This is a genomic window from Embleya sp. NBC_00888, from assembly GCF_045207655.1.
Lineage (GTDB): Bacteria > Actinomycetota > Actinomycetes > Streptomycetales > Streptomycetaceae > Embleya.
On sequence record NZ_CP108785.1, the window covers coordinates 5,290,535 to 5,315,504 of the forward strand.

A 24,970-nucleotide genomic window follows, 5' to 3' on the forward strand; every position below is an offset into this window, starting at 1 on the left:
AGCCCACACCGTTGCGGCACGAGTCATCGGTTCACGGGAGCACCGGACACCTGCACGTCCCCCTGTAGGCGTCCGTGCATTTCCCCCAACGTCAGGTGCCCGGGTTGAGGATGCCGCGTGTCGTGTCGACGCGATCCACGCCGATTGCGGCACGCAGCGCGTCGACTGCCGCCTCGGGCTTCTCCATGGGGTAGACCTGCCACGGGTCCGACGGCCTGTCGCGGGTGAATTGCGACCCGAAGACCTGGGGGAGTTGCTGCCGCATCCGGATTCGGTCGAGCAGCCACGCGAAGTCCCGGAACGCGGCGTCCCCGACCGCGACAGCGGAGGCAAGCAACGGCAAAGCCGTCAACTGTGCCTCCAACGGGGCGTGCTGCACCAAGAGCCAGGCGGCGGTTGCCCCGTCGTCGCCGACCAGGCTGCGCCCGGGCCATCCCCGGGCGGCGATCACCGTCATGATCCATGGGGTGTTGTCGGCGTCGACCGCGTTCACCCGCGCCCATTCCTCGTCGGTCGCCGCAGGGCCGAGTGCCTCGCGTGCCTGCTGGTCGCGGTCCATGCGTGCGAGCAGCTCGGTGCGCAGTCCCTCGTCCACGTGGTCTGCCACGGGTTCGGCCTTCCCTTCGGTCGCGGGGTTGCCGTCTTGGCGGTGCGCCGGCATCTGCGGTCCGCCGCACACACCACAATGCGGTGCGGTCCCTCGCGGATGTACTCGGACAGCAGCTTGGTCGGGAACGGGAGGAACGACACCGCGAGGAGCAGCAGCAGGTTCAGGCGCATCAGCCAGATGTTCGCGTACTCGAGGTACTCGGTGATGGCCGAATGGGCCAGCCACACCGCCCCGATCGTGGCGAAGCTCACCACGTATCCCAGGTACGAGGACCACTGCTCGAAGACAGCGTGCGCCAAGTCGTCCGCCGACCCGGGCGGAACGGCGATGTCCAGGACGAGCAGCGTGATCGCGATGGCGAAGACGCCGTCGCTGAACGCTCCAGCCGAGCGGTCCGCAGCCGACGGGACCGACCCTCGTCCGCGCCCGTATCCGCGTCTGCCATGAATGGAGTTTGTCAGATTTATGTTGATATACCCCTCAGGTGGCCTTCCGCATCCGAGGCCGTGTCGCGAGCCCGGACTCTCCCGGCCCGGGCCGGTCGGGCGGCCTGCGATCGGTCCGCGGGGCAGGCACCGCGGCCGATTCGGAGACACCGACCGGGTCCTCCCGGGCCGAGGCCCGTGGTCGACGGAGTGGCAGCCGGGGCCGTTCTCGCACGACATCGTCGCGCGGACGTCTTCTCGCCGCGGACGCCCGAGAGGCGGCGACATGCGGATGGACATCACGTCGGCGTCTCGGACGCCCTTCCGATCGGCCACCCGCCACTACGCGTCCTGCGGTCGACCGGCGGCGGAGGGACACCTGATATCCCCTCGGAACAGGGGTGACAACTGATGGTTGTCGTAAATCTCCGGGGGTTGTTGGATCGCCGGCGCGCGCTGGTCTTAGCTGGTCGCACACCGGGCCGCAGGTCGCGGCCGACGCTATGACGAGGTGGGATTCTCGTGAAGGCATTCGTGGCGACCGGGAACCCGGCATCGCACATCACACTCGGTGACGTCGAGCTGCCGATGCCGCGACCCGATGAGGCGCCGGGTGAAAGTGGAGGCCTTCTCGGTCAATCGCGGCGAGACTTCCAACCGGGGAATTCGCAGCCCCACTGGCGTCCCGGCAAGGACATAGCGGGCCTGGTCGTACAAGGCGCGACGGACGGATCGGGGCCGGGGGTGAGCTGCCGCGTCGTCGGACACCCACCACAGGCAGGCTGGGCCGAGTACGTCGCCGTCCCCACGTCCTCGCTCGCGGAGCTCCGGGACAGCGTCGCCGCCGTGACGGCGGCCGCACTCCCGCCGGCCGGACTCACCGCCTTGAGGCTGCTGCGCACCGCGGGTTCGGTCCTGGGCCGCCGACTGTTGCCCACCGGTGTCTCCGGGGGCGTCGGGCACTACTTCGCCGCGAACCGCGTTGCCGCGCACCTTGCGGTCGCAAAGCCGTCTCAGGACGTCGGCGGTGTCGTCCCAGGAGGCGACGAGACCGATCTCGGGGTGCAAGCGGTCCGCTGCGACCAGCCGGACCAGCGTGTCGAGGTCCTCGCCGAAGGATGTGTCGAAGTGGTCGTCATGGCAGTGCCGGATGATGGCGGACTCGGGACCGCTGAAGAAGTCGAAGAAGTTCAGGGTGACCGGAGTCCGGCCGGCCTGCCCGAACCAGATCGGGGTGCCGTGCGGCTTGAGCAGTGCAAGGGCCCCGTTTCCTGACAACCGGGTTCTCGCCTCGGCACGACTCTCCCGGCAACACCCGATATTCCGACACCTGAAGGAGCAGCCACCATGACCGCATTGCTTGACCCGAAGACCGTTGTCACCCGCTACGTCGAGGCCGTGCGCGACGGCGACGTCGACGTCATGCGCGACAGCTTCGCCGTGGACGCGGCCTGGACGTTTCCCGGAAGCCTGCCGATCTCCGGCGTGTGGGAGGGGCGCGACCACATCATCGACGACTTCCTGGGCGGCATGGGCACGCGCCTGCAGGCGGGCGCCCCACTGGTCATCGCGTTGACCAACATCGTCGCGGACGGGGAGCAAGTGGTCGCCGAATGGACCTCGGACGGCACCGCTGCGGGGGGCGCGGCGTATCGCAACCGCTGCATCGGCGTCTTCGTCGTCCGCGACGGACGGATCACCTCGGTTCGGGAGTACGCCGACACCCACCACGTGGCGTCCGTCCTCTTCGGCGACGCGAACGAGTCCTCGGCCCGGTGAGTCCCTCCGCCCGGGAGCGCCACAGGCTCCCGGGCGCCCCGGGACGGATCGACGAGCCCGTGCGTTCGGTGATCACGCCGGTCCTCCCACCTGATCGGATGCTCGCGTGCGTGTCGGCTGTGCCAAGCGCCGGTGGATGCGGCCGCTGGTGGTGCGGCGTCTGCCGGCCCTGGCGGAAGCGGGGGTGTCACCCGCGCGCATATGGCGGTCACCGCCGACGCGGTGGGTGTGTCCGAGCGCACCGTGTGGCGCTGGTTGGCAGCGGCACGCGGGTCGGATCGCGTGGACCCGCGTGCGACGTGACCGATTCACGCTGGACGACGCGCTCTGGGCGTGTCTGACGGACCTGGACGGGAACGTGAAGGCGCTGCACCGCTGGATGTGTGCCAGAGCCGACAAGGACACCGAAGACGGAGTCCCCTCGCAAACCCGGGGCGTGTCGTTGGCGACGCTCATCACACGGTGCGTCGTGACAACGTTTGGCCGCCGCCGTCCGGGACCTCGGCGACCCCTCCGACCACGATTCCGGCGTGTCGGGCATCCGTGATCACCCCGAGGGCCGCCTGATCGTCTGGTACATGGAACACCGACGCCTCGCCGTCCTGCTCGCGTTTCGAGCGGTTCCCACGTCCGCCGGGCCGCACCCGTGTCGACGCCGGCGGTTTTTCGGCAGGGCTGCCGTTACAGGGCGCGGACCTTGTCCGCCTGCGGTCCGCGCTGGCCCTGCGTGATCTCGAACTCGACCCGCTGGTTCTCCTCCAGGTTCCGGAACCCGGAGCCCTGGATCGCGGAGAAGTGGACGAACACGTCCGGGCCGCCTTCATCCGGCGAGATGAACCCGAAGCCCTTTTCCCCGTTGAACCACTTCACAGTGCCTTGCGCCATCGGTGCCGGTTCCTCTCGCATGCCCACAGCGCAAAACCACGCGCCGACCGCAGCCTCGACCCGGCTCCGGCTCCTGAACGTTTCCCTCCCACGTCCTCGCCGAACCTCCCGCTCCTGCGGCGGGAACACCGGCCCCACGCCGGAGGGTTCCCGAATCGGGTGTCCTCCGGGATGGACGAGGCCCCGACCGGACGTTCGAAAACCGGGTGGATTCGGACGGCGGAGGCCGCTACGTCCTCACCCGGTCCAACACCCGCCCTCGGGGCGTGAGAGCGGCAGCGACCGCTGCGGCGGCCCTTGTCCTGCCGGTGCCGCAGGAGCCCGGACGGCCCCGGCCCGGCCGGTGCCTGACCCGGCCGTCGTCGGACGAGGGGGAATCGACCCCGTATGTGGCAGCCCCGCAAGCCGGTGCTGCTGATCGGCATCGGTTCGGACCTGGCCATGATGGAGGCGATGGGCACCTACGGACGCCCCTTCTACCAGCGCGCCACCGAGACGGTCGTCCCCCAACCGAACCCGCGCGAGGTCGCCGCCATGCTCGACCTTCCCGCGGCCGAGGCCTTCGACGCCTACCTGGCCACCGGCGGCCTGCCGCTGCTGTGCGCGGAATGGGAACCGGGCACGGACACCGACACCTACCTCGCAACCTGCCTGGCCGACCTGCTCTCGGCCCTGGTGGTGTCGGGCGAACGCAGCCTGGCCGCCGAGTTCCCCACCGAAGCCCAGGCACGCCGGGTCCTGGAGGCGATCGGCAGCGGGGAACGCACCTTCACCAACATCGCCCGCGCCGCCGGCGACATCGCCGGCGCCGGCCTCACCCGGGCCCTCACGCTCCCGGTCCACAAACGGATCGTCGCCGCCGAGACACCCCTGTCGACCAAACCCGCGAACAAGGACACCCGCTATCGGGTCACCGACCCCCACCTGCGGTTGTGGCCGGCCTTCGTGGGTCCGCACCTCGCCGAGATCGAACGCGGCCGCGGAGACCGCGCCAACCGACGCCTGCGCACCTCGTGGAGCAGTCGGCGCGGCCGCGCCGTCGAACCCGTGGTCCGCGAGGCCCTCGCCCTCCTCCCGCCCGAACGCCTCCCACCGGGATGCGAGGCGTTCGGCGGCTACTGGACCCGCACCAACGACCCCGAGATCGACATCGTCGCCGCCGACCGCGCACCCGTCGCCGAACACGTCACCGTCGTCGGCTCCATCAAATGGCTCGAGGGCGCGGCGTTCGACCACCGCGACCTGGCCGCACTGACCGTCCACCGCGACCGCCTCCCCGGAGCCGGCCCCGACACCCCCCTGATCGCCGCCAGCCGCTCCGGCACCACCACCCAAGGCATCGACTACGCCTACGAACCCCAAGACCTGCTCACAGCCTGGGAATAGCGAGGAGGACACCGACGCGCCGGCCGGTGCGCGGTTCAGTCCCAAGTTGTGAGGAATTGTTGTAAGTTCCGCAGGGGGTCGGGCAGTTCCCGGCGCCGGTAGGCGACCGACCGCGGCCCACCCCCGCTCCTGGCGGGGTGCGTGCGGTCCGACGACCGAGCATGACGGATCGGCGGAGTACCGATCCCGATCCCGTGGGAGGTCACGTGTGGGTCCTCCGTAAAGGGACCAACGACGAAGGCCACACCTGCAAAACCGTCATGAGCGAAGGTGCTGCAGCCCGCTCCGAGACCGACTCTCGGAGCGTTGGTCCGAACGAGATGTGTGAATCGCCCTTGGCCCGGCCCTCCCGCCTGACCTCTGCGATCGAGGACACCCCGACCCGACGCCGGTGCACCGCGCCGCTACGTCCTCAGCCGTCGACGGATGGCGCATCGTCTGCGTCGAGGCCGCTACGTAGCCACCCCCACACCCGTTCGGCGCCGTCGTGGTCGTTTGCCTCCTCCCGGAATTGGGCGAGAGCCGTCAGTGCGTGGGTGTCTCCGGTGTCGGCGACTTCGCGAGCTAGACGTTCTGCGCCGTTGCGGTCACCCATCCTTTCCCGGGCCTGGACCAGGGAAAGCAGCCCGAGGGCACCGCCGTAGCCGAGGCTTGGGTGGTATGCGCGGTCGGGGAGCCGCGGATCGCCTGCTCTCCGGTTGGACGATCTGAGGAATCTTTCAAGCTGGGCGTTGACGACTTGCTGGTACAGGCGTTCGGCAGCATCGAGGTCGCCCGCCGCCTCCCGGATCCGACCCAGGGTTCCCAGCGCGTAGGTATTGCCGGCGTCCGCGGCCTGCCTATAGAGGCGTTCGGCGCCGTCGTGGTCGCCTGCCTCCTCCCGGATCTGGGCCAGGGTTGTCAGCGCGTAGGTATTGCCGGCGTCCGCGGCCTGCCTATAGAGGCGTTCGGCGCCGTCGTGGTCGCCTGCCTCGTACCGCATCTGAGCAAGGGCTGACAGTGCGTCGCTGTCTCCGGCGTCGCTGGCTTCGTTGGCGAGGCGTTCGGCGCCGTTCAGGTCGCCCATCCCCACGCGCAGCATGACCAGGCAATGCAGTGCGGAGATGTCTCCCGTACGGGCGGCCTTGCGGTACAGGCGTTCCGCGGCGGTGTGATTGCCCACGCGCTCCCACAGGTTCCCCAGGGCCTGTAGCGCGCCGGTGTGTCCGGCATCGGCGGCCTCGCGGTACCAGTGCTCGGCGCCTTCATGATCCCCAGCCTCATCCCGCAATTCGGCGAGGCTCATCAGTGCGCGTGGATCGCAGGTGTTCGCCGCCTTGTTGTAGAGGTGTTGGGCGTGGCGCAGTCGCAACCGAGCGCGCGCAGCGTCAGCGAGGTTGAGCAGGTCCTCGGTGGTGTGTGCGTGCTCGTGGGCGGCGTCCCAGAATGAGGCGCGTGGGCAGAAGCGTCTCCGGGCGTGGTGCGCGTGTTGTTCGAGGTAGTCGGCGAGGCGATAGGTCGGTTGGTCACCGCTGTCTCGGGTGGTGTCGCGGGTGCGTCGGCGGGGCCGGATGCGGGTCAGGGGTGCGGAGGCGCCGTGGACGCGGGTGGTGGCGTAGGCGAGGGCCTGTTCGAACCAGTCGTCGGTGAGGGTGTCGGATTCGTGGTCGGTGAGGTAGGCGTCGGCTGCGTCCTCGAGGAACGCCTGGCGCAGGGCGGGTCCGTGGCCGAGGCGGCGGGCGTCCATGGCGGCCTCGATCACCTCCCGTGCGCCGACCGGGGCGAGGTCGTAGCGCTTGAGCAACGCGAGTGCGCCAGCCAGGAATTGGGTCACACGCCCGCCGTCCCCACTCGCGAGGGCATCCGCCGGCCGCGGGTCCTCTCCGGCTCGGGCGCGCACCTCGTCCAAATCGGTGCCGGTGAACGCGTCGGGCACGCGCAGGTCGGTTCGGGTGAGCAGGGCCCGCGCCTGCGCGTGTGGGTCCGGGGCACCGGCGGAGGGGGAAGCGGTCAGGGCGTCCCAGTACGGGTCCGGCGACAACGTCGCCAACACGAATATCGGTGCGAGGGCGGGGTCGCGTAGGAGTTCGCGCACTTCCGCCGCGACGCGCTCGCCGACCTCGTCAGGTTCCAGGTAGAACTGGGCCTCGTTGAGCCACAGCACGGTGCGGGGCCTCACGGCGGACAGCTCGGCCAGGGTGGCCTCGGGTCGTCCCGGGGCGATCGGATGCCACAACCGCCAGCCGTTCGGCACGTGTTGGAGTGCTTCCCAGCAGGCGCGGGTCTTGCCGGTGGAGGACCCGGCCACCAGCGTGACCATCGTGCTCTCCCCGCCCGCCGCTCGTTCCACGGCCGCACGCAGGAGCCGGTCGTGGGCGCGGGGTACGTACACCGGCGGCACCGGTAGTGCCTTTCCGGTGTGTTCGGGTGCGTCGATTGCCTGGTGCACCTCAAGCGCGAACGGGTCCGTGAACTCGCGCACAGGCCGGCCTGCGGTTTCGGGTGCGCCGATCGTGCGGTGGAGCCCGGGACCGGTGAGGGTGCCGTGACCGGAGTCGATGGGGTCGCCCTGGTAGACGACCGTGGCGGCCCGGCCGTCGGCGTGGGCGCCAGGGTCGGGTTCGTCGACGTGGCCGGGCGCGGTGTGGCCGGGCGCGGTGTGGTCGGGACGCGTCCCGGGTGTGCTCGGGGAGGGGCGTCTCGCGCGGCGTTCGTTCTCGGCCAGTCTGCGGCGTTGCCGCCATTGCTCGGGTGGGGTGGGCTGCCGTCCGGGTGTGTGGTTGTCGGCGATCTTCTCCAAATACCCGAGGAGGAAGGCGAGTTGGGTGGAGCGTGCGGTGGGGGTGGAACGGCCGGTGAACCAGTCGCTGAGCGAGGCGGCCTTGAGGCGGATCGGTGGTTTGTGGGCCAGGCCCCGCCGGATCAGTTCGGCGTGTGCGGGGCTCCCGGCCGCCTGGTGGAGTTCGCGCAGGCATCGCGCGAAACACTCCACCGCAGACTCGCCCGCGTGGCTCTGCCCGCGGCTGTCGTCGCCGGCGCTTCGCTCGTCCGTCCCCACTCACGCCCCCCGGCCTGTGTCTTCGGTCCGAATACGGACCGAATCCCTTCCCGGGGACCTGCGGATTCCCGGGGTGACCAGAGTAGGGATCGTTCGGGCCGGTCACCGTCCGATCGCCGAACACACCGCTGTCCGGGCCTCATGGGCTCCTGACACCGGGCGGCCCGACATCGAGGGCGCCCGACCGGACTCGGGAGATGACATGACCGACACCACCCCCACCCGCATCCCCGCGGCCCGCAGGCGCGTCCACGCCTGGATCGTCCGTGCCGCCCGTACGGCCGCCTCCCATGCGGTTCGCGGGATTGCCTCGGGCGCGGGGCGCGCTGCCGGGGGATGGCTCGTGTGGTGGCTCCTCCACCACTGAACCCCGCCCGCCCGGACTCGAAGGACGGCTCCGATCGCGCGTTGCCGCAGCCGGAGCCGATTCCCTCGTCTCCGTCGCGGGGCACAGCCCGCACAACACGCCACGAGGCGATAAGTGTGGACCCCGCGAAGGGCACCCGCCCACCGTTGCATCAACCCGACCCCCGGCGCGCGCACTTCACCCGAACGAGACGAACGTGCACGTCGAACGTGTTGTGGGACGTGAACCTGTCGGTGTGGTGGACCGCAGGCCGCTCAGCGTGACCCCGGGCCCGTCGCGGCGTTCGCGGATCGGACGGTGGAAATTCCGAGGAAGGGCGGGGAGCCGATGGCGAATGCGTATGCGCGGGGTGCGGTGGTGGAGGCTGTCGTGGTTCGCCACCGCCCGTTCGGGGTGATGGTCGACATGCCCAACGGGGAGGCCGGTTCGTGGTCCTGGGGCCGCACCGCTCCCGGAAAGCTCCGACCCGCAACTGCGCCTGGGCTCTGACCCGGACATCGTCGGCGCCATCAAAAACCCGTGAACGCACCCGCTGCGCCGGGTGGAGGGTGGTTGGCCTGCGGTGCCCCTGTGTTTCTGTTCGGTTGCCGTTCGGGCGCGTGGGTTCAGATGGGGATGATGTGCAGGACGGTGACGGTGAGGATGTTGCCGTGGATCATGTAGGCCACGATCACGGGTCCGAACGCGGCGGTGCGGCGGTCGGGGTCTTTGCCCTCGGGGGCGGTGCCGCGTCGGTAGGGGTCGTCGGCGATGTCGGAGATGCCGCGGTCGAAGGCCTGCCTCTGGGTGGGGGTGCGGTGGCCGTAGGTGTTGCGGGCCTCGTTGGTGAGCTGGACTCGGTAGCTCACCGCACCGGTGTTCCGTCCCGGTTGAACATGCCGTCGAAGTCGCCCGCCTCCACTCGTGCGATCGCCGCGTCCGCGTCCTCGCGCGCCTCGACCGGCAGCGCCCACACCGCCGCGACCTGCGTCAACTGCGCGATCGGGGTGCTTCCGATCACCGCGTCGAACTCCGCGCGCCTGTCGACCGGTAGCGCCTCGCGGATCTCGTCCAGTGTTCTCGGGAGCGCGACCACCTTGCCGCGCACCACCGTCGTCATCGGCTCCACCGCACACTCCCCATTCCCGGACGTCTCGTCCTCCCCAGTGTGAACCGCACGCAGTGCCTGGACTATGTGAAGCGTGTGCGCGCCGGTGGCGTGAAGACCGCATCGGGGCGGCAGATCCCCGAGACGCATGAGGCGCCCGCCAGAGTGTGGCGAGCCTGGTGGGGGACGTAGTGGCCGAGGTCCATGGTGTCCACCCAGGGCCGGAACCGGCTGTAGAACCACTGATGGGTCAGTGACACGGTCCCGTCCTGGCTGCGGTGGATCGTGGGAAACAGAGCCAGCGCGGCTGCGTTGGGCGCCGGTCGGTCGGTAGCCGTAGCGGGCGGTGAAGCGGTCCAGGGTCTTGCGCCGGCGTTCGGCGAGGAGCTCGTAGAGCCGTTCGGGTATGCGGATTGCGGCGTCGTGGTTGCCGACCTTGGTCTGGTCGTGCCAGAACATCGCCAGGCCGCCGTAGCGGCCGATGCAGTCCCACCGCACCTTGATCACCTCTCCGATGCGACGGCCGGTGGTGACGGTGGTCTCCCAGATATCGCGGACGCCATTGTCGTGAGCGTCGTAGGTGGCGGCGAGTTCCGCCGGATTCGCCTCGTCGGCCAGGGCCAGGGCGACTTCGTCGGGGAAGGGACGGCGCGCGGTCCGGCCGGTGGTGGCGCCGGCTGTCGGGAACGCGATGATGAACTCTCTCTTCAGGCCGAGCCGTTCCGCGGCGCCGGTGTCGAGTGCCTCGCGCATCAGCTTGCGCACGGCGTTGAACACGACCGACCGGGTGACGGTGGTGACGACGCTCGCGGTCCCGTCCGGCCGCTTGATGGCCGGCGAAGGGAGCCCTTCGCGCTCGCGGTGGCGCTGGTCGGCGACGAAACGCTGGGCGTGTTCTTCCCGCGGAACCGCAGGGTCGTGGCCACCGCCACGCGCCTCGACTTCCAGGAAGGTTCCCGGCTCGACGGAGGCCCGGCGAAGGTCGTCGACCGGGCCGGCCGAGCGGGGACAGCGCGGTGACCGCAACAGGTCCGCCACGTGGTCCCAGGTCAGATCCCGCAGCCGGCGCTGCGGAATGCCGCTCAGGTCGATGTGGCTCATCCGGTGCGGGAACAGCACCCCGAAGTGCTCGGTCTCGAGGAAGCCGGCGTCCTTGGCCTCCTGCGGGGTGAAGTAGACCAACCGCAGCTCGTGCAGGATCTCCTCGGCGATCGCCCCGGTGAACGCGGCCGAACCGCCGGTCCCGAACTCGAAGTCGACCAGCGAGTTCACTTCCAGCGTGCGGCATGTGGTCACCAGCGACCGGATCCAGCCCAGATCCCACCGACTGGGCCGGGCTCGGCGGGTGTGGACGAACAGACCCCACTGGATCTCGGCCCGCACCAGGGGCCGCAGCCCGCCCAGATTGATCTGCCCCGGCCAGTGATGTGCCGGAACGGCAGCACACCAGCGCCGGAACGCCGCCTGGTCGCCGTAATCGATCGGGACCGGCTTTCCGAACTTCTCGTATCGCGGCCACCAGTTGCTCGGCATCGCGGCCTTGCCGGGCCTGCCGTCACGGCGGTAGCGGCTGCCGTGCCATGAGCACGGCCCCAGCGGGGAGTCGGCCGGACTCGGGCAGACGACCGCGCCGCAGGGCCCGTAGCCGGGATACGCCTGTTTGCCGGACACCCACGAGGCGAAGGCCGCGCTGTCGGCGCCCCCGCTCTTCCACGAGCTCAGATGCCGTTGACACAGGCGCAGTTCACTGTGTGCCGCAGGCCGCTCAGGGCAGATCCGGCAAGCCATTTCCTCTGCCCCGACATGTGTGAGTGGTCGTTGGTTGTGGGGTTTGGTGGGGTGTGTGGGCTGGGGTTTCGCTGTCGTGTCGGGATGGTTTTCGGGTGTGTAGGTGTGGCGGGCCTGGTTTTCGGGGTGTGGGGTGGGGTGTCGGTGGGTTCGACGGGGTTGTGAGCTGGGGTTTTCTCACTTCTGTTGGATTTAGCGGATGTTGTGGGATGTACTGAGATTTTGTGCAGTTCGGATGGGAATGCCGTAGGCAGCGGTTGCCCGCCCTGTTTGCCGGGCGGTTGGGGATCGGCCCCGGGGCGGGGTTTTCAGGGTCGGGTGTGGTGGGTCCAGGCCCGCAGGAAGTCGTCGGGTCCGGGCGCGAGGCGTGCGAGTTCGAGTGTGTGGGCGGTGTGTTCGAGGAACGCGGTCACGGCCGGGTGCCGGTCGGGCCGGGGGTGTCGCCGTTGGGTGTGTGCGAGCGAGGGCGCGGACGAGGTGACCGTTTCGGGATACACGATCACGGGCCGGGCGGTGAGTTCCCGGGAACTGTCCTGCGCGGCCGTGTGGTCTCGGTTGAAGGTGGCCAGGCGGTGTCCTCGTGCCCGCCACCGGCCGGTGAGATACAACCGGTGGTCGTTGCCGGCGCGTGACGATCGACGACGCCCACGTGTAAGCGGTGTTCGCGTTCGGCCGGCGCCCGAGCCTGCGGTGTTCCCGGTGTGTGTGGGCGAGTTCGGGCAGCCCCCGGGTGTCCAGGAGCCGCGGCCGGGGCCCGCCGGCGCTCCAACACCGGTGCCGCGGGCACCACACCCGATGGGCGGGCAGGTACACCCGTGTCCGTGCGGTGGCGCCATGGGTGTGTCGCAGGGTGCACCACGGGCACGCCCATGAGGGTTGTTCCCGGGGGTCGAGGCGGTGCCACACGGCGATGGCGGCCCCGGTCGCCCCGACGGCGTCCGGTGTTCGGGCCGGGTGCCCGTCCCGGGCCGTTCGAGGCGGGGGAGCGCTCGCTTCAGGTGGTGGTGGGGGACTCGGGCGAACGCGGCGAGGCGCCGTTGTGCTGCCGGGTCGAGGTGGATCTCGGTCGTGTCGGTGTCGCCGGCGCCTCGCGTGCCCGAGGTGGCGATGCCGATGCCGTTCAGGAGGTCGGGCGCTCTCTGCCGGTACGTCGCCGCGACGCAGCCGAGCCAGGAGGCGGTGGACTCGTAGGGCAGGGGCGCCACACGGAACGCGTCCGGTCGTGTGCCGGTCCGGGTCCTGCCCCGCGGGTTCGCGGCCGGGCCCCGCCGGTTGGTTCCGTCGCGTCACGGGAGTCCTCCCGACCCCGACCCCGACCCCGGGGCCAGGCCGGTCCCGGTCGTGTTCACATGGCGTGTCGGCGTGTCGGCCGCCGGTGCGGACGCGCCTGGTGACGCGGGGGCGGTAGTGGTGATCTTCTCGGTGCCGTCGAGGATCGCTGCGATCGCGGCCTGGCGTACCAGGCGGGCCAGGCTGCCGAGCGATGTGCCGCCGCCTCGAACCCCTGCTCCAAGGCCCACCGAACCCCGCGATGGAACCGATCAACCGCACCCTGAACACCAACCTGGACGCCTTCGTCCTCGAACGCCTCGAAGGCCTTCACACGTGTGGCCACCGCGTCGGCCTCAACGACCTGGTCCCCGGCCTGCTGCGCCCGGACATCGACCCGCAACTCCTGGCGACCATGAACCTGTTGTTCGACCGACGGATCGTGACTATCGCGGACCGGATCCGGCGCGGCGAGTCGACCCGAACCCGTCCACGGGCGAGACGGCCCTCCCCTCCGCCGGATCGTCCGCGCGACGAACGGGAAGGGCTCCGGCCGCGCGTTGCCGCGGCCGGAGCCCTTCCCCGTCGACCCGCGCGAGGCACAGCCCGCACGACACGCCACGAGGCGAGATGTGTGGACTCCGCGAAGGACACCCACCCACACTTACACCCTCCCGGCCCCCGTCGCGGGCGGTTCACCGGAACGAGACGAACACCGTCGTCGGACGCCGGATCCCGCCGCGATCCTTCGCGTCGATCAGCAGGCAGCTGCACGGTGATGTGGCCGGTTCAGTCGAGGTGTCGCCGAGGGTTCTCATCGGTGAGAGCACGAGGGTCGGGGCCGACCAGGGCGAACCGCATTCCGTCGCCGGCACACCCACGAGAACTCCGTCCACCGCATCCCGAGCGCGGTGAGCGCCTCGGCGCGCTCCGGCGCCCAAGCAGGCTGTCGTTGGCGTGCGTTGGCCAGCGCCACACCCAACTTCGCCGCATGCGCCTCACCACCCGCCTCGACGATCTCCACGTGCTTCGACCCTGGACGATTGGAGTCGCCCCCTTGTCGAGGGTGGGGTGGGGAAAAAGCTATGCCGGGTCGTTTCCGGTGGCGTCCAGGGCGTACATGTTCCCGTCGGCGCTGCCCACGTACACGACCTGTTTGGCCACCGCCGGTGTCCCGAAGACCCCGCCGCCGGTGGTGAAGGTCCATCGCCGGTTTCCGGTGGCGGCGTCCAAGGCGTACACGTTCTTGTCGTAGCTGCCCACGTACAGCACCCCCGCGACGACCACCGGCGGTTCTGGGACCGAGCCGCCGGTGGTGAAGATCCATTTTCGGACCCCGGTGGCGGCGTCCAGGGCGTGCACGCTGTCGTTGCCGCCGAAGTACACGAGCCCGTCGACCACCGCGGGCGACGAGTGGAAGTCGCTGTAGTCGACGGTGGAGGCCCATTTCTGGTTTCCGGTGGCGGCGTCCAGGGCGTACACGTTTGTGCGGGTGCCGGTGTACACGACTCCGTCGGTCACCACCGGCGAGGAGAAGGCCCGGTCGCTGCCGGGGGTGGAGGCCCATTTCTGGTTTCCGGTGGCGGCGTCCAGGGCGTACACGTTGGTGGCGTCGACGACGTACACGACTCCGCCGACCACGGCCGTCGACGAGAAACCCCAATCGATGCCGGGGCGATCGATGCCGGGGCGCTCGAAGTTCCATTTCACGACCCCGGTGGCGGCGTCCAGTGCATACACGTGGTTGCTGTTGCCGATGTACACGCTCCCCCCGACCACCGCCGGGGACTCTTGGACGGGGTAGGGAAGGACGCGAGGGGTAAAGGTCCATTTCCGGTTCCCAGTGCCCGCTTCCACGGCGTACATGTTTCCGTCGTCGCTGCCGAAGTACACAACCCCGTCGACCACGGTCGGCGACGAGTCGACCTTGTCGCGGGTGGTGTAGGTCCATTTGTGGTTCCCCGTGCGCGCGTCCAGGGCGTGCATCTCCTTGTCGTCGCTGCCGACGTACACGACCCCCTCGGCGACCGCAGGCGACGAACCGATCAGGGTGCCGATGCGCTGCCGCCACCGAAGCCGCGAGTAGGGGGCGTCGTCGTCGAACAGGGTGAGGGCGGCGGTGACGCCGGCGCCGGCCGTGGCGCTGATGCCGAGCCTCAGCGCCGTGCGGCGGGTGACGCGCCCTCGCGGCGACGGGGTGTCCGCCGCCGCTCCCGAAACGCGCTCCGGCACCTGGGCCGTGACCGTGGGCACCTGGTGCGGGACAGGGGCACGCAGAACGGTCGTTGCTCCCCCCGCGGCAGCCGGGGGGTCGGCGTCCGCGAGCGGGGCCCTGTTCGTGCCCGTGCCGGGCGAGTACGCGGCGGTGGTGGGGAGTTCGCGAAGCCGGTCGTGGACCTCGGCCGCGGACGCGGGCCGCTGGTCGGGGTCCTTGGCGAGCAGGGCCAGGACGAGGTCGTCCAGGGCGGCGGGGACACCCGGACGCGTGCCGCCCGGTGGCACCGGGGTCGCGTGCAGATGGGCGGCCATCATCGCGACCATGTCACCGGCGCGGAAGGGCGGGTGCCCGCTGAGGAGTTCGTGCAGGACACAACCCAGGGAGTACAGGTCCGAGCGGGCGTCCCCGGGAAACTCGCCGAACCGCTCCGGAGGCATGTACGCCAGGGTACCCACGACCTTGCTCGATCGATTCGTCGACGCCACGTAGCGGGCTATGCCGAAGTCGAGGATCTTCACCCGACCCTCCGGGCCGAGCATCAGGTTCGCTGGCTTCAGGTCCCGATGTACGACCCCCGCCGCGTGGGCGACCTCCAACGCCGCAGCGGCCTGCGCCGCCCACTCCACCGCCGTCGCCACCTCGGGCGGACCGTCCTGGCGCAGCACGGTGTCCAGGTCCCGCCCGGCGAGGAACTCCATCACCAGGTAGAGAGTGCCGTCGTCCGGATCCCGGCCCAGGTCGAACACCGTCACCACACCCGCGTGGTTCAGCCCGCCGGCGGTCTTGGCCTCCCGGAAGAACAACTCCGCGCCAGAGGCGTCGCGTCGATCGTGCGGCAACAGCTTGACCGCCACCCGCCGCTCGATCACCCGATCCCGGCCCTCCCACACCTCCCCCATACCGCCCCGGCCCACGAACGCCACCAACTCGTAACGACCACCCAAAACCCGAACGACCACAGACAACTCCCCCCGAACGGCACATCGGCCCGGCCCGCCCTCACGGGACCACACCGAAGATCCCACACCACCCGCCCACCCGTCCCTCCACCCAGCGGCAACGAGAGCGAATCCGCCCTTGTCTCCGACGAGTTCATGCCGACGACCGGCACACGGCCAACAAGCCCCACGATGTCCCGATCGACGAGACACCCGCCCACGGACGCATCGCGGCTTCGATGCAAGGGATGCAGACGAGCAGCTCCGGCCAACCACGCGAGCGCAAGGCGGACTTTCAGGAAACGTCATCAAGCCCGATCACACCGCCGCCGCGTCCACCCGTGCCGCAGGGTCCGCCGTGCGCTCGACCCACGGGACTATCAAGGACTCGGCTCTGTTCCGTAGTCGGTGGTGACGTTCCGTCGTCATTGGAGAAGGATGCGGTGGCGGAGGAGGTCGAATCCGGCTCGGCCGTGCATCTGGCGCATGATCCGCTTGGTGCGGCTGTCGTCCGCCTGGTGGCTTTACAAGTCCTCGACGGGTGCTGCGCCTTCGGGTGACCAGCGGAACTCGGTGTCGCCGATGCCTTCCCGCCGTTCCACGGCTCCGATGTCGACCGGGTGCACCGGGATGCGGTTCGAAGCGGTGCACGGCGGGGCGTCGGCAAGTACGGCCAACCGCACAGGATGGTGCCCGTGGTGTCGAACCTGGTGTCCTCACGCACACGACGACTCCTCGGAGTCCTGCGCGATGGGGACGATGCTCATCGAGAACCACACGCGTTTCCCGGTGTCGATGGGGTGCCATCCCCACGCGAGGGCCAGGTCGGCGACGAGGGCCAGTCCGCGCCCGGACTCCTGGAGGCGTGCCGATCTGCAGTCGGCGGCTGCCGGCGGGACGCGGCTGGTGTCGTCGACGGACACGGTGAAAGTGCTGCTGGGCCTGTCGTGGAGGACGCGCAGGACCACCGCGCCGTCGGGAGCGTGTTGGAGGGCGTTCGCGTACAGCTCGCAGGTGAGCAGGACGGCATCGGCGACGGTGTCACGGTCGGCCGCCATGCGGACCAGGTGCTCGCGGGTGAAGGCACGGACGTCGCGTGCCAGGCGGGTGTCGGCCGCCACCGTCAACTCGGCGAGCGGCGGACCGAACGGGGCGGTGGGCGGGTCGGACGGTGGGGCGAGTGGCCGGGGGACGAGTTCGACGAACGCGTTCCCGCCCGGCGAGGCGGAGGTGGTGCTGTGGGGGTTCACGTTGGTCTCCGAGGTACAGAGCGTTGACGAGTGGCTCCCCGAGTTGTCTTGGTCGCTGTGTGCGGCGCCGGGACGCGGAACGGCCCGCGGGACCATGCGCGGTTCGTCGCCCCCGGGAAGCACCGGCTCGCGGCGAGTCGGTGCGGTCCGGGCGGGGTTCGGTTGGACGTCGGCAAGCGCCCTTGTCGAGGCGCGTGTTCGCGTCGGGTCGGTCGACCTCGTCCTTGGTGACGGCGACGAGGTCGGTGGAGATGCTCTTGGGGACGGGCTTCCTGTCGAGTGCGGCGACGACCTGTTCGCCCTGGGCGGCGATGTCGTACGGCTTCCGACCGGACGCCGACGAGCGAGCCGTCGAGCGCGGCGACGAGGGGGCCTGCAGCGGCGCGCGGGCCCGTCCGGCCGAGGAGGTCCGGGCTCGCCCGGGGCCGGTCGACCGGGTGGGCCGGGAGGTTCGGCAGCTTGGCCTCGTCCCTGGTGCAGTCGAGGGACGACGCCTGATGGCGGGCTCGGTGACCGGATCCATGGGGCTCAGCTCTTCGGGTAGGGGAACTCCGGACTGGCGAGAACCGCCATCATCCGGTTCACGTGCTCCTCGACGTCCGCCAGGCCGAGGTCGGCGCCGAGTGGGCGGGCCGGCATGCCGGGCCGGCAGATCCAGCACTCGCCGCTGCCGCCGGAGGTGATCGCGGCCAGTGCGGCAGCGGCGATCTCTGCCGGTTTGAGCAGCGGGAAGCCCGCCGCGGAGAGGAAGGCGGTCGCCTCGGCGCCCATCAGTGGCGTCTCGACCATGCCCGGGCAGATCGCGTTGACGGTGATGCCGCGTGCGGCCAGGGTCGGGCCGAGGCCGCGCACCAGGCCGACGACCGCGTGCTTGGCCATGCAGTAGACGGGGTCCTGCACGTACGGGAACAGCCCGGCCAGCCCGGAGGTGGCGAGGATCGATCCCCCTCGGTCCGGCTCCATCAGCCGGACCGCCTCACGGACGCCGTAGACGACCTGGTCGACGTTGATCCCGACCGCGCGCCGGTACTGCTCGTCGGTGATCGCGGCGATGTCCGCCTCGGCGGTGCCGGCGCCGGCGTTGAGGTGGACGATGTCGAGCCCGCCCAGCGAGGTGGCCGCCTGCGCAAAGCCCGCGGTGACCTGGGCGGGGTCGGCCACGTCCATCCGCACGAAGGTGCCGCCGACCTCGGCAGCGGTCTCGAGGCCCGCGCTCTCGTCGATGTCCGCGATCGCGACCTTGGCGCCCTCGGCCGCCAGCAGGCGCACGGTGGCGCGGCCGATGCCGGAGGCACCACCGGTGATCAGGGCGCGACGGCCCTCCAACACGTTCATCCGAATCCCTCCGGCGACCTGGCGACGGGCGACGCCGATTCTTCACGGCGCAGACCGTTGACGTGATTACGATACGAGAATACCGTATCGCAACTCGACAGTCACCCTTCTCGGTGGTGGGAGCTGTGGCCTGTCTCGCCCTTCTAGAGGAAGGCAAGAAGTGAAGATCATCAGCTCGACCAGTGCGCGCCGGCCGGTCATGGTGGCCGCGATCGTCGCCATTGCGCTCATCGCCGGCTGCGGCTCCCCCGACAACGGCGGGGCGGCCTCCGGTTCGGCCCGCGGCTACGACGGCAAGACCGTCACCGTGGCCGGGATGGGAGTGAAGGCCAACATGGGCAGCGCCGAGATCGGCGCCAAGGCCCGGATCGAGCGGTTCAACGCCGAGAAGGAGATCCCCGGCCTCACCATCGACTACACCAAGTTCGTCGACGACCAGGCCAACCCGGCGACCTCGCTGTCCGAGGCCCGCCGCCTGGTCACCTCGGACAAGGTCTTCGCGATCGTCGGCGACGTCTCCCAGACCAATCCGGTCCAGTACTTCGCCCAGCAGAAGGTGCCCTACTTCGGCATCGGCCTGGAGCCCAGCTACTGCGCCGACAAGCCGTCGACCGACCTCTGGGGATTCGGCTACTCCGGGTGCCTGACCCCACCCAATCCCGAGAAGCTGCCCAACGCCTTCGGTCTGCTGCGCGCGTACGCCACCGAGAAGACCGGCAAGAAGTCGCCGAGTATCGCGCTGTTCAGCTACGACGTCGAGGCGGGCCGGATCACGACCAAGTACGGCGGGACCGAACTGGCCGGCGCCGGGTTCGACGTCGTCTTCTCCAAGGCCATGGTGCCCCCGCCGCCCGTCTCCGACTACACCCCGTACATCCAGCAGCTCCTCAAGTCCGACGGCGGCAGCGCACCCGACGTCATCCAGTGCTACCTGGGTCCCGACTGCGTGCAGATCTACGCACTGCTCAAGGCCGGCGGCTTCAAGGGCCTGTACGCGCACAGCCTGTGGTCCGACGCGCTCGTCAAGCCGATGGCCGGCAGCCTCACCCCGATCGCGTGGGCGAACCCGAACGACTCCACCCCGGCGGCCGACCGGATGCGCGCCGACGTCAGGGCCGTCAAATCCGACCAGGCGATCGACATCGGCGTCATCTCCGGCTACTTCAGCGCCTCGATGTTCATCGACGCGCTCAAGGCCGTCGCCGAGAAGGGCAAGGACAAGATCACCCCGGAGGCGGTCCGCGAGGAGGCGTCGAAGATGACCTTCGAGATCAAGGGGCTCGTCGGGCCGACCCACTACCCGGAGGCGTCCGCGGTGGCCACCGGCTGCCGCTCGGTGCTCGAGTCCGACGGCACCCAGTGGCAGACCGTCATGAAGTTCACCTGTCTCGACAACACCTTCCACAACAAATAGTGCCGTGACAGGCAACGTTCGCCCCGTCGCGACGCCCGGCACGCACTCTCGCCGCACCGGACGAAGACCCGAATCCGTCCCATACGAGGGCCTTCGGCCGGCACGCCGAGCGCACACACCGACACCGCTCCTTCACGGGCAGACGTCGCCGCCACGGCACCAACCCGTGTCCGTCGCCGGGCGCGGAACGCGCCCGGCGACCGACCCGGCCCCCCGTTCACCACTCACCGTGAGGCGTACCCGTTGGACGGCACCAGCCCCCTGCTCGAGCTGCACGAGATCATCGTCCGCTTCGGCGGCATCCAGGCGCTCGACCGCGTCAGCCTCACCGTCGGGCACGGCGAGACCGTCGGCCTGATCGGCCCGAACGGCGCCGGCAAGACCACCCTGTTCGACGTCGTCTCCGGCGTCCGCCGGCCGAGCGAGGGCGCGGTCCGCCTCGACGGCGAGGACGTCACCCGGCTCTCGGAGACCACCCGCGCCCACCGCGGAGTGCGGCGCACCTTCCAGCGCGTCCAGACCTTCGGCTGGCTCACCGTCGAGGACAACGTCCTGGTCCCACTCGACTGCCGCGGAGGAGGAGGCGGCTTCGCCGGGGACGTCTTCTCGCTCCCCCTGCGCCGGAAACGGGAGCGCGAACGGCGGGCGCTGGTCGCCGGCGTGCTCGACCGGTGCGGCCTCGCCGGGTACGCCGACCGACTCGCCTCCTCTCTCCCGATCGGGGTGGCGCGGATGGTCGAGTTGGCTCGTGCGATCGCCGAGCCGCCGCGGCTGCTGCTCCTGGACGAGCCCGCCTCCGGCCTGGACGAGAGCGAGGCCGCGGTCCTGGCCGCGCTCGTCGAGGACCTGCGCACCACGAACGGATGTTCGGTGCTGCTGGTCGAGCACGACACCGGCTTCGTGATGCGGCACAGCGACCGGATCGTCGTGCTCAGCCAGGGCGCCGTCCTGGCGCAGGGCACTCCGAAGGAGGTCCAGGCCGACCCGGCGGTGCGGGCGGCGTACCTGGGCGGGGCGCGGGAGAAGGACGCGAAGAAGGACGGAGCACAATCGGCATGAGAGAGTTCCTCAACCTGACCGTCTCCGGACTGGTCACCGGCTCGATCTACTCGATCATGGCCGCCGGTCTGATCCTCACCTACACCACCTCCGGTATCTTCAACCTCGCCCACGGCGCGATCGCGTTCGCCACGGCGTACGTCTTCTACCAGCTCCACACCGGCCTCGGGATGGACCCGATCCCGGCCGCGATGATCAGCGTCTTCGTCTTCGCGCCGCTGCTCGGGCTGCTGCTCGACCGGATCATGCTGCGCCGACTCGCCGGCGCGCCTCTCTACGCCCGTCTGGTCGGCACGATCGGGCTGCTGATCGCGTTGCCGAACCTGATGATGTGGCTCGGCGAGACGGTCGGGCGCAACGTGTTCGGACTCGGACTCGCCGACAACTCCGCGGTCCGCGAGGGCACCCCGGTCCCAGGGATCGGTCCGTTCCCGGCCACGCTCTTCGAGCCGTTCCCGGGGATCGTGCTGGGCTCCGGTCAACTCGCCGTCTTCGTCGCCGCGGCGGTCTGCGCGCTGGCCCTGTGGGTGGTCATCCGGCGGACGCGGCTGGGCCTGCGGATGCGGGCCGTCGTGGACCGGGAGAGCCTCGCCGGTCTCCGCGGCGTGAACGCCGGCCGCGCTTCCGCGATCGCCTGGATCCTGACGATGGTGCTGGCCGGTCTCGGCGGGGTGCTGCTGGCCCCGCTCTTCTCGCTGCAGGAGAGCGTCTTCACGCTGGTCGTGCTCGGCTCGCTGGCCGCGGTCGTGCTCGGAGGGTTCCGCTCGATCCCGATCGGGTTCGTCGGCGGCCTGGTGATGGGCGTGCTGCAGAACTGGATCGCCGGCTACAGCGACCGGCTGCTTCCCGAGGCGATCAGCAGCCTCAGCGGGCTGAAGGCGGCCGTCCCCTTCCTCCTCACCTTGATCCTGCTGCTCTTCTTCGGCCGGGACCGCTCCCGGCGCGGCGGCACCGTCGCGGAGGAGGCGCCGCCGGCCGACCATCGTGCCGGGCTGTCCCCGCTGCGGCGCCGGCTCCCGTGGGCGATCTGGACGCTGATCCTGCTCGCCTACACGATGCACTGGATCCCGGTCGGGGGGCTCCAGGCGAGCGTCTACACCCAGACGTGGATCGCGCAGGGCCTGGCGATGGCGGTCATCTTCCTCTCGTTCGTCGTCGTCACCGGCCTCGGTGGCATGGTCAGCCTGGCGCAGGCGTCGTTCGTGACACTCGGCGGTTTCGCGGCCGGGTGGGCGCTCTCCCGGGAGTGGAGCTTCCTCGGCGCGGCGGCGCTGGCGGTCGTCGTCTCGGTCGTGGTCGGCATGGCGGTGGCGCTCCCGCTCGCCCGCCTCGGCGGGATCGGCCTGGCCCTGGGCACACTGGCGATCGCGCTGGTCGCCTCGCTCGTGGTCTTCCCGCTGCCGCGGATCGGCAACGGTGATGGGGGCTGGGCGATCACCGGGCCCACCTGGGACGTCCCCGTCCTCAACCAGATCAACGACCTGATGGCCCCCGGGGCGCAGCCGTTCTTCGACGGCTCCCGGCTGGTCGAGCAGGTCCTCCTCTTCCTCGGGTTCTTCGGCCTGATCACGGCCGGCCTGCACGGGTTCCGACGTTCGGCGTCCGGCCGCGCGGTGCTGGCCGTGCGCAGCTCGGAGGTCGCCGCCGCTGCCGCCGGTGTCCGGGTCGAGCGGACCAAGGTGCTCGTCTTCGGCCTGGCGGCGGCGATCGCCGGCCTCGGCGGCGTGCTGCTCGGGCTGTTCAGCTTCGAGGTGAGCAACGCGACCGCACCGCCGATGGCGAGCCTCTTCTGGCTCGCGCTGGTGGTGCTGTTCGGCGTGCGCCGGCCCGGCGGCGCGTTGCTCGCCGGCCTGGCGTGCGCCGGGGGCGGCGCGCTCTTCCACGCCGTCGCGGGGATCGGCTCGTCGGGGAGCGCGGTCAACGTACTGCTGGACTCGCCGTACCTGCTGCCCATCCTGACCGGCCTCGGCGCGGTCCAGCTGGCCCAGGAGCCGGACGGCATCCTCTCCCTGGTCGGCAACGGCAAGCTCGCCAGGCGACGTGCCAAGGCGGCCGCACTCACGCCACCGGCGCCGGCGCGGGCCGGGCACCGGGTGGGAGCGCTCACGGTGGTGGCCGGCGACGGCCCGGGCCCGGCGGCACTGAGCGTGGAGGAGGTCCGTGCCGGCTACGGCGGCATCGAGGTGCTGCACGGCGTCGGGCTTCGGCTCGACGGCGGCACCATCACCGCGCTGCTCGGGCCGAACGGCGCCGGCAAGTCGACGCTCTGCGCGGTCGCGGCCGGTCTGCTGACGCCGACCCAGGGCCGGGTGCTGCTGGACGGTGTCGCGGTCTCCGAACGGCCGACCTATCTGCGCGCCCGGGACGGGCTGATGCTGGTGCCGGAGGCGCGGGGCATCTTCCCGGGCCTGTCCGTCGAGGAGAACCTCCGGGTGATGCTCGCCGATCCGGCCGGGGTCGAGGCGGCGTACGAGCGATTCCCGATCCTGGGGGAACGCCGCAAGCAGGTGGCCGGCCTCCTCTCCGGGGGAGAGCAGCAGATGCTCAGCCTCGCGCCGGCGCTGGTCGAACCGCCGCGGGTCCTCATCGCCGACGAGCCGACGCTCGGGCTCTCCCAGCTGGTCGGTGCGCTGGTTCTGGAGGCCATCGTGGAGCTCGGCGGCAAGGGCACCGCGGTGCTCCTGGTCGAGGAGCACGCGCACAACGCGCTCCGGGTGGCGGACAGGATCGCGTGCATGACGAGAGGCACGGTGGTCTGGTTCGGCGACTCCACCGAGACCGACGTCGACCACCTCGCCGGCGTCTACCTGGCGGCCGCGACCTGACGATCCGACACTTGCCCCTACCGACGACGGAGAGAAGAACCGTGTCCGAACTGCTCAGCACCCCCGTCACCGCCGACCTGGTCCGCGGCGCCCCGGATCTCGAACCGCGCGCGGGCGGCGGCGTGACGCCGCACCGGCTACCGCCGTCCGCACGGGCGCTGGCCGACGCCCGGCTCACGATGGCCGAGGGCCAGACCTCCGGAGTCCGGGTGGCGTTCTCCACGAGCGCGACCGTGGTCGAGCTGGAGGCGCTGGCGACCCGGCTCGCCTACGTCGGCGCGCCGCCGCAGCCGGCGGGTGTCTACGACCTGCTCGTCGACCGCCGGCCGGTCGCGTCCGGGACCGTCGAGGGCGGCCGGACGGTGACGATGGACATGACCACCGGGGCGGCCACCCTCACCGAGGGGCCCACCGGGACGGTGCGCTTCGAGGGTCTGGCGCCCGGGGCGAAGGAGGTCGAGATCTGGCTGCCCTGGAACGAGGCGGTCGAGCCGGTCGCGCTCCGCACCGACGCGCCGGTGGCCCCGCCGACCGGGTCCGGCCGCAGGGTCTGGCTGCATCACGGCAGCTCCCTCAGCCACGGGTCGGTCTCCGCGAGCCCGACGCGGACGTGGGTCGCGACAGCCGCGATCCGCGCCGGTGTCGATCCGGTCAACCTCGGGTTCAGCGGAAGTGCGCTGCTCGACCCGTTCACGGCCCGCGCGATGCGGGACACCCCGGCCGACGTGATCAGCGTGAAGCTCGGGATCAACCTGGTGAACACGGACCTGATGCGACTGCGCGCGTTCACGCCCGCCGTGCACGGGTTCCTCGACCTGATCCGGGACGGCCATCCGTCCACCCCGCTGCTGGTGGTCTCCCCGGTGCTGTGCCCGATCCACGAGGAGACGCCCGGACCCTGCGTGCCGGACATGGCCCGTCTCGCCGAGGGGCGGATCGGCTTCCTCGCCGCCGGCGATCCGGCGGAGGTCGCCGCGGGCAAGCTGACCCTGTCGGTGATCCGCGACGAACTGGCCCGGATCGTGGACGGCCGCGCCGCCACCGATCCGCTGATCGGCTACCTCGACGGTCGCGAGTTGTACGGCGAGGCGGACGCCGAGGAACACCCTCTGCCGGACGCGATCCACCCGGACGCCGAGACCCAGCGGTCGATGGGCGAGCGCTTCGCCGACCGGGTCTTCGGTCCCGGCGGGCTCTTCGCGGCCGGCTGAGCCGCCGTCCCCGGAATCCCGGGAAGCCGCATCGGCCGACTTTCAATACGTAACTACCGTATCGTTAATTTGGAGAGGATTCAGAGG

17 protein-coding genes are annotated in these 24,970 nt (G+C 70.7%); 7 read left to right on the forward strand and 10 right to left on the reverse strand.

Features of this window, described 5'->3' with window-relative positions:
• Positions 1–91 precede the first annotated feature (91 nt).
• The gene (locus OG948_RS57565; RefSeq protein ID WP_331773044.1) at positions 92–607 is read right to left on the reverse strand and encodes a DUF6624 domain-containing protein; all 516 of its coding nucleotides are present in this window, start codon (positions 605–607) and stop codon (positions 92–94) included.
• On the reverse strand, positions 490–1,335 hold the full coding sequence (locus OG948_RS57570; RefSeq protein WP_406300824.1) for a TMEM175 family protein: 846 nt from the start codon (positions 1,333–1,335) through the stop codon (positions 490–492). The genes OG948_RS57565 and OG948_RS57570 overlap by 118 nt, the downstream gene beginning before the upstream one ends.
• A 546-nt stretch (positions 1,336–1,881) precedes the next feature.
• On the opposite strand from OG948_RS57570, the gene OG948_RS57575 reads away from it, so the two are divergent.
• Both OG948_RS57575 and OG948_RS57580 read left to right on the forward strand, forming a co-directional pair.
• A complete protein-coding gene (locus OG948_RS57575; RefSeq protein WP_406300825.1) occupies positions 1,882–2,310 on the forward strand; it encodes a hypothetical protein in 429 nt (142 codons plus the stop codon).
• A gap of 72 nt (positions 2,311–2,382) precedes the next feature.
• Positions 2,383–2,814: a nuclear transport factor 2 family protein gene (locus OG948_RS57580; RefSeq protein ID WP_331773046.1), complete on the forward strand. Its 432-nt coding sequence runs from the start codon at positions 2,383–2,385 to the stop codon at positions 2,812–2,814.
• A gap of 681 nt (positions 2,815–3,495) precedes the next feature.
• Here OG948_RS57580 and OG948_RS57585 read toward each other — a convergent pair.
• Entirely contained in the window at positions 3,496–3,699 is a 204-nt protein-coding gene (locus tag OG948_RS57585; RefSeq protein WP_331773047.1) for a cold-shock protein, read from the reverse strand.
• Between the two features lie 387 nt (positions 3,700–4,086).
• Here OG948_RS57585 and OG948_RS57590 point away from each other — a divergent pair, with 387 nt between their 5' ends.
• Positions 4,087–5,085 (forward strand): DUF234 domain-containing protein, encoded by a 999-nt coding sequence (locus OG948_RS57590; protein WP_331773048.1) that lies wholly within the window; start codon positions 4,087–4,089, stop codon positions 5,083–5,085.
• Positions 5,086–5,497: 412 nt separating this feature from the next.
• On the opposite strand, the gene OG948_RS57595 is transcribed toward OG948_RS57590, so the two are convergent.
• The 7 genes from OG948_RS57595 to OG948_RS57625 all read right to left on the reverse strand — a co-directional run bounded on the left by OG948_RS57595 (position 5,498) and on the right by OG948_RS57625 (position 18,374).
• Positions 5,498–8,122: a hypothetical protein gene (locus OG948_RS57595; protein ID WP_406300827.1), complete on the reverse strand. Its 2,625-nt coding sequence runs from the start codon at positions 8,120–8,122 to the stop codon at positions 5,498–5,500.
• A gap of 972 nt (positions 8,123–9,094) precedes the next feature.
• Positions 9,095–9,337, reverse strand: a complete 243-nt coding sequence (locus OG948_RS57600; RefSeq protein ID WP_331773051.1) for a type II toxin-antitoxin system RelE/ParE family toxin — start codon at positions 9,335–9,337, stop codon at positions 9,095–9,097.
• The gene (locus tag OG948_RS57605; RefSeq protein WP_406300828.1) at positions 9,334–11,247 is read right to left on the reverse strand and encodes a hypothetical protein; all 1,914 of its coding nucleotides are present in this window, start codon (positions 11,245–11,247) and stop codon (positions 9,334–9,336) included. The genes OG948_RS57600 and OG948_RS57605 overlap by 4 nt, the downstream gene beginning before the upstream one ends.
• A 425-nt stretch (positions 11,248–11,672) precedes the next feature.
• A complete protein-coding gene (locus OG948_RS57610; protein WP_331773053.1) occupies positions 11,673–11,972 on the reverse strand; it encodes a hypothetical protein in 300 nt (99 codons plus the stop codon).
• A gap of 1,744 nt (positions 11,973–13,716) precedes the next feature.
• Complete coding sequence (locus tag OG948_RS57615) at positions 13,717–15,810, reverse strand: serine/threonine-protein kinase (protein WP_331773054.1); 2,094 nt, start codon at positions 15,808–15,810, stop codon at positions 13,717–13,719.
• Between the two features lie 695 nt (positions 15,811–16,505).
• Positions 16,506–17,039, reverse strand: a complete 534-nt coding sequence (locus tag OG948_RS57620) for an ATP-binding protein (RefSeq protein WP_331773055.1) — start codon at positions 17,037–17,039, stop codon at positions 16,506–16,508.
• Between the two features lie 528 nt (positions 17,040–17,567).
• On the reverse strand, positions 17,568–18,374 hold the full coding sequence (locus OG948_RS57625) for an SDR family oxidoreductase (RefSeq protein ID WP_331773056.1): 807 nt from the start codon (positions 18,372–18,374) through the stop codon (positions 17,568–17,570).
• A gap of 160 nt (positions 18,375–18,534) precedes the next feature.
• On the opposite strand from OG948_RS57625, the gene OG948_RS57630 reads away from it, so the two are divergent.
• From OG948_RS57630 to OG948_RS57645, 4 genes are all read left to right on the forward strand, one after another.
• Positions 18,535–19,788: an ABC transporter substrate-binding protein gene (locus OG948_RS57630; protein WP_331773057.1), complete on the forward strand. Its 1,254-nt coding sequence runs from the start codon at positions 18,535–18,537 to the stop codon at positions 19,786–19,788.
• A 243-nt stretch (positions 19,789–20,031) separates the two neighbouring features.
• Entirely contained in the window at positions 20,032–20,847 is an 816-nt protein-coding gene (locus OG948_RS57635; protein WP_331773058.1) for an ABC transporter ATP-binding protein, read from the forward strand.
• On the forward strand, positions 20,844–23,672 hold the full coding sequence (locus OG948_RS57640) for an ABC transporter permease subunit (protein WP_331773059.1): 2,829 nt from the start codon (positions 20,844–20,846) through the stop codon (positions 23,670–23,672). Before OG948_RS57635 ends, OG948_RS57640 begins: the two co-directional genes overlap by 4 nt.
• Positions 23,669–24,883 (forward strand): SGNH/GDSL hydrolase family protein, encoded by a 1,215-nt coding sequence (locus OG948_RS57645; protein ID WP_406300936.1) that lies wholly within the window; start codon positions 23,669–23,671, stop codon positions 24,881–24,883. The genes OG948_RS57640 and OG948_RS57645 overlap by 4 nt, the downstream gene beginning before the upstream one ends.
• The last annotated feature ends 87 nt before the right edge of the window (positions 24,884–24,970 follow it).